This window comes from Campylobacter sp. IFREMER_LSEM_CL1846 (assembly GCF_025772105.1).
Classification (GTDB): Bacteria; Campylobacterota; Campylobacteria; order Campylobacterales; family Campylobacteraceae; genus Campylobacter_D; species Campylobacter_D lari_D.
Genome location: NZ_JAKMRM010000013.1, coordinates 46,107 through 52,242, shown reverse-complemented (window position 1 = coordinate 52,242; position 6,136 = coordinate 46,107). Strand labels below are relative to the sequence as shown.

Annotated in this window: 4 protein-coding genes and 1 pseudogene; 2 read left to right on the top strand and 3 right to left on the bottom strand. The window is 28.5% G+C overall.

The window, feature by feature from the left end; all coding sequences use genetic code 11:
* On the top strand, window positions 1-1,233 hold a 1,233-nt coding region (locus L8W40_RS06800; RefSeq protein WP_263665022.1), incomplete at its 5' end, for an autotransporter outer membrane beta-barrel domain-containing protein.
* 24 nt (window positions 1,234-1,257) lie between these two features.
* Complete coding sequence (gene sppA, locus L8W40_RS06795) at window positions 1,258-2,151, top strand: signal peptide peptidase SppA (RefSeq protein ID WP_263665021.1); 894 nt, start codon at window positions 1,258-1,260, stop codon at window positions 2,149-2,151.
* On the opposite strand, the gene ribD is transcribed toward sppA, so the two are convergent.
* The 3 genes and pseudogenes from ribD to L8W40_RS06780 form a co-directional block, all read right to left on the bottom strand.
* Window positions 2,148-3,140 (bottom strand): bifunctional diaminohydroxyphosphoribosylaminopyrimidine deaminase/5-amino-6-(5-phosphoribosylamino)uracil reductase RibD, encoded by a 993-nt coding sequence (ribD, locus tag L8W40_RS06790; RefSeq protein ID WP_263665020.1) that lies wholly within the window; start codon window positions 3,138-3,140, stop codon window positions 2,148-2,150. The genes sppA and ribD overlap by 4 nt on opposite strands.
* 8 nt (window positions 3,141-3,148) lie before the next feature.
* On the bottom strand, window positions 3,149-4,528 hold the full coding sequence (locus L8W40_RS06785) for an McrC family protein (protein ID WP_412175459.1): 1,380 nt from the start codon (window positions 4,526-4,528) through the stop codon (window positions 3,149-3,151).
* 8 nt (window positions 4,529-4,536) lie between these two features.
* Window positions 4,537-5,895, bottom strand: a pseudogene (locus tag L8W40_RS06780) (McrB family protein); the annotation flags it as partial.
* Between the last annotated feature and the right edge of the window lie 241 nt (window positions 5,896-6,136).

Sequence of the window (6,136 nt, the reverse complement as noted above, 5' to 3'; positions counted from 1 at the left end):
GAACCAAAACCTGAACCAAAACCTGAACCAAAACCTGAACCAAAACCTGAACATGATAACTCTCAAATAATAGTCAAGCCTATTATAAAAAACAATGCGTATAATACTCAAAATAGCACTATAGGACAAGCATTAAGAAGCATTAGAATGATGGATAACTTAAATGAAAACTATAAAAATTATTTTATTTTACTAGATAATGCAGATAAAAAAATCGTTCAAAGTAGTCTAAAAAGCTTGGAATCAAATGATTATTTATCCAATTCAATCCAATTATTAAACACCTACAGTAATTTCGGACAAAATAACATGCTCTCGACTCTTAATCCAACTTTCATAAATACACCTATGGAGGATATTAGATTAGCTAGTAATACTTATCCGACAAATTTATTATATCAAAGTGATGTAGCTAATTTTAATTTTTATGATAATCAAACATATATCTTCCAAATGGGACCTAGTTTTAAAAAAATATATGGTAATGATTTTCATGGAAGCTCCTATGGACTCAATCTTAGCGTAGGAAAAGAAATTAATTCTTCAATGTTCGTAACGCATTTAAGTACTTCATATTCTAATGTTGATTTTTCAACATCTAATATCAAAACAAAAAACGCAAATTTATCAAGCAATTATATTTTGAATTTAGAAAATTTTAAAATTTTAAGCGGTATTGGCATAGGATTATACTCAAGCAACATGCAAAGATATATACTAAATTCAGATACTTTAAAAGGAACATATAATGGATTGATAACTTCTACCCAATTAGGTGTAGCAAAAGAATTTAGTTATAATAAAAATTTAAATTTAACTCCTTTGGTATATTTTAATTACAATTATTTTCAACAAAATGCATTTAGTGAAAGCGGTGGAATTTTTTCAAAATCTTACGATAGTATAAAACACAACAGCACATCTTTAGTTTTAGGGATTACTTCTTCTTATGTATTACCAAATTTAGATGAAAATAAAAATACTATAACAGGTTCTATATTGTATGAAAAAAGATTAACAGGAAAAAAGATAAGCAATAATGCAAATTTTATTGATTTTAAAAATCAAAAATTTAAACAATACTATGATTTAGATACTAACTTACTCAACATTAACCTTGGACTAAATTTCAAACCAAATAAAACATTCTTTTTTGATATAAAATTATTAAATGAAATTTATAAAAATCAGTATAATGTTAATTTGGTGTCAAATTTTGGATTTAATTTTTGATTAAACAACTTAAAAAGGAAAAGAATGCAGATTATAAAATCATTTTTTAAAGGAATCGGAAAAACCATTTCTTATATCAACACTTATTTTAAAACCTTTGTGTTTTTATTTATCGTGTTTTTAATCCTTACTCCAAGCGGGGATAATGCCAAACTTTCTAATGCAAACCTAGCTCAAATTAATCTTAAAGGCGAAATTAGCGATGCGAGCAATCTTTTAGAACAAATTTACAAAGCCAAAGACGATAAAGCTATAAAAGGAGTTTTGCTTTTTATAGATAGCCCTGGTGGAGCTTTTGCACCAAGCATGGAAATAGCTTTAGCTATACAAGATCTTAAAGCTAAAAAACCTGTGGTAGTCTATGCAGGTGGAACTATAGCAAGCGGAAGCTACCTAAGCGCGGTGGGAGCTGATATGATCATCGCTAATCCTGCTAGCTTTGTAGGATCTATTGGGGTAATTATGCAAGGCTTTGAAGTAAGTGAGCTTGCACAAAAACTTGGTATAAATGAGCAAACCATCAAAGCAGGAAGCTATAAAGAAGCAGGAACTTTCATGCGTAAATGGAGCAAAGATGAAAAAGACTTTTTGCAAAATTTAGCTAATCAAAGCTATGAGCTTTTCACACAATTTGTCGCTAAAAATCGCAAGCTAGATTTAAATCAAACAAGCTCATGGGCTGATGCAAAAGTATTTTTAGCAAATGAGGCTTTAAAATTAAAACTCATTGATAAAATAAGCAATTACGAGCAAGCCAAAAAAGAGTTAGAAAAACTAGCCAAAGTGCAAAACCCTATCTGGCAAAAAGAAGATGCTATAGATAAGTTTTTAAAACGATTAGAAGAGCAAAGTGCTAGCTTTTTTGCTAACACTTTAGCGCAATTTTTCACACAAGTAAGCTCACAAAAAATCTACTAAGATTTAATAATCTCATAAAACCCATAAGTATCATTTTCTAAAAAGCCTTTGTGTAAAGGCTTTAGTTTTAAATCTAACTTAACATTTTCAAAGGTATTTAAATTTGAGCTTGAAAAAATCAAAAGCATATCTAACTCATCTTTAAAGGCTTTTAAAAAGTTCTCCCCACCCTCATACATGATGAGCTTAGCTTCACTAGGAATACTTGTAAAAATTTCTCTTTTGGGCACGCTAAATAAAGGAATGTTTAAATCAAAACTTTCTAAATTTTGACGGCTTAGTATGCATAAATTTGGTGCTTTAGCCTGAACTAACCTTGCATCTAAAATAGGCCTATCATGTCTTATAGTTTCTCCGCCCACTACAAGCAAATCAAGCTTTGAGCGTAATGCATGGGCATAGGTTCTACTTGCTTTAGAACTTACGATTTTACCATAAGCAGAGCCATTTAAAGAAAGGGCTAGTTTAAAAAATTTAAAACTTGATTTTTGCCATTTTAAAAAAGGCTTTAAAAGCTCTTTGGCTCTTTGCTCGCAAATTCCCATGTGAACTTTTATGCCCTGATCTTTTAAAAACTCTGCTCCACCACTTGCGAGCTTATGCTCATCCTTAGTAGCAATAAAAACTTCACTAAAACCAAGTGTGCTAAAAAGCTTTGCACAAGGTGGGGTTTTGCCCTGATGATTGCAAGGTTCTAAACTCACATAAGCACTAGCGCCTTTTAATAACCCCTGATGATTTTTGCAAATAAACTCATGCAAATCATTTGCATTTTGTGGTAAATCTAAATTTGGATTAAGTGCTTTTAAGGCTTTACTCACTGCTTCAAGTTCTGCATGAGCCTTGCCTGCTTCTTTGTGTGCTTCTATGCTTAAGATTTTGCCATTTTTGTCTAAGATCACACAACCTACGGCTGGATTAGGGTAGGTTAAAAGCTGATATTTCCAAGCTTCATCTATGGCTAAATTCATATAAAATTCGTGATTCATATTACTTCCTAAAAAGGTAAAGGTGCAAAAAATACCTTAAGCTTTACATGCTCATCACAAGCTTTTAAAAAACCTTGTGCTAAAAACTTAATATCTTTAGTTTTTAATTTCTCTCTTAAGTCAAAAGTTCTCTCACATAGAGGATAAATGAGATAAATTTCCTTTATCTCGTATTTATTTACATAAGCAAACATTTGATATAAATCACTTTGCGATATGCCATGCTTTTTCTCATCTTCACTATCATCTAGAATTTTCCATTTGGTATCTAAGATCATTTTATTTTCTATATATAAATCAGGCTTTAACATAAAACATTTTTCATCATTTTTTGAAATTAGATACTTTCCATGACTTTGGGCTTTTATATTTTTACTAGGATTGGCGAGTTTAAACATATAAGCCACGTAGTTTTCAAAAAGTTTTTCCATAGGAAAAAGCAAAGCAAAAGCTTCGTTTTTGCCTTTATATGGAGCAAAGCTTTGATTTTGCAAAAATATCTTACACCAAGAAAGTATATTTTCATAATAATCAAAATGTCTTGAAATTTTAAAACTAAAATCTTTTTCATAATTTGTAGAAAATTCTACCTCATCAAGCATTTGCATAGCTTTGATGATTTTAAATTTATTCAAGCTTGTTTTGGATTTTAAAAAATTTAGCGTTGATTTTATCAAGCGATTTGGAGCTATGTCTAAAACAAACTCATCGCTACTTGTGAAAAATCTTTCTTTGTGTATTAAATTTGATTTTATATGCTCATTAAAAAGTAATTTTCCTTTTAAGAAAGCTCTGTTTTCTTCGCTACTTACATAAGATCTCATCAAACCTTTTTTATACACACTATCAAATTCATCTAAAAACATCGTGATAAATACTTCAAACAAAGGCATTTTAGCAATTTGCAAAGATGAAATTTGAGATTTTTTAAAAGGGAAATTTTTTAAGGTTGTTAGCATGTTAATTAAAAGATTTTTGGGGTTGAAATTTATCTCTTTTATACTATACCATTTTTTTATTTTAATGTTTTTCACAATTTTATATTCTTGAAAATAGCTAAAATTAGTATATAATTTATTACCATTGCTTATTGTATAGGCATAATTTAACTTGCTCTTTGAAACTTTCAAAGATTTATCTTTTTTTTCTTTATAGCTATCCAAATTTGTGCATTTTGGCAAAATTTCTAAAACACCGCTTTTAGTCTGTATAATGCCGACATAATTTTTAGCTTTTAAGGCGTTTTTACTTTTAAAGCCTAGAAGACTTTCATTATTTTTTGCGAAGTCTTCTAGCTCTTTATAAAATATTTCAGCTTTTTCTTTGAAAATTTCTTTTAAATCTTCTTTAGAAAAATCTTGGTATTCGATGATAGAAAAGGTGTTAATTGTTTTCATTATTCATATATTTTTTTAAAAGTAGCTTCATCCCATTTTTGACTATCACTAAACTTATAAATAACCTTATCACTTTCTATAAATTCTGTCATATTTTTTAAATAATCTTTATTTTCAACAATAACATTTTCCAACATACCATTTTTATTTAAAACTGCGTCAATCAAAGCATAATCATTATAAAAATACTCTTGCAATAATGGGATGATTTTATTTTGAAAAACATTTTTTAATTTCTCTAAATTCTCAATGCCTATAAAAAATGCATGTCCTATAGTCTTTTCTCTATCTAGCAAGTATTCTATGCGAGTATTAATAGCTTTTAATAATTCTTGCAAATTAACACCTTCGCAATTATCTGACAAAACATTAGGTTTAGGTATCATCTCGATAAATTCAAAGCGTCTTCGCAAAGCTGTATCAAGTGAAGTTATACTTCTATCAGCTGTATTCATAGTGCCTATGATATAAACATTTTTAGGCACTCCAAATTCATCTTTACTATAAGGCAAAGTTACCTTTAACTCTTCTTCTTTACCTATTCTTTTGCTAGGTTCTATTAAAGTGATAAGCTCACCAAAAATCTTACTTACATTACCACGATTAATCTCATCTATGATTATTATATAAGGTTTTAAAGAATTATCGTTGTTTTTCTTATTTTCATTCTTTGCAGTTGATTGTTTTTCATATGCTTTAAATTTTTTCACTAAATTAAAATAATAAGTATGAGTTCTATCGGCATAATCTCTATCAAATACTTTTTTAAACATTTCAGCGGCATTATTAAATTCATCTTTGTGTTTTAATAATTCCATAAATATAGATATACTTAAATTAAAATTTCCATCAAATCTCTCTACTCCTTCACTATAAATCATAACCGTTTTATCATTGATATCAACAACAAAGAAATTTCCACCCTTTGTTTTACCAATAGGCTCATTTGTTTCCAAAAGCCAATTTAAAAAATTTTCAACTTTTTCCTTTAATTCTATTTTTTTATTTAACTCATCTATATTTAAGATACTATTCTCATAATTATCCAAAGCTTTTTTACAAAGTTCTTTAAAAATTCCGTCTTTTATTTCGTATTCTACTTCCTTAGAATTTTCTTTGCTATCTATATGAGGTTTTATACCTTCTATAAATTCTTCATATCCATAGCTTTGATGAAAAGTGGTAAAAACTATTTGCCCATTTTTTACATACTCATCAAATAATTCTTTTCTATTTTTTCTATCATCTTTGCTTGGAATTTGTATTTTTTCTTCTTTTGATATAATCTCTAAAGCCTTATCTATCGTTTGATAAGTTTTTCCTGTCCCTGGAGGCCCATAAAGAATTTGATTTAAAGGCGTATTGTTCTTCATCATATTATAGTCCTTTATAATTTTAAAATCATCTTTAGATAAATTATTTATATAGTTTGATAAGTATAAAAATACATCAAATAACCTATCTTTTATTTCTTCAAATTTATCAATTTTTTCTTCAAATTTATAATCGAGTATATTGTCTTTTTGCATTTTAAGCAATGCATTACACTTCTCTTCTTCTTTGGTAACTATGCGCATATAGATATCATCCCTTGACACT

What these genes read in the sequence shown, in the direction of transcription:
- sppA (WP_263665021.1), top strand. Translation starts at nt 1,258, where the DNA reads ATGCAGATTATAAAATCATTTTTTAAAGGAATCGGAAAAACCATTTCT.
- ribD (WP_263665020.1), bottom strand. Translation starts at nt 3,140, where the DNA reads ATGAATCACGAATTTTATATGAATTTAGCCATAGATGAAGCTTGGAAA.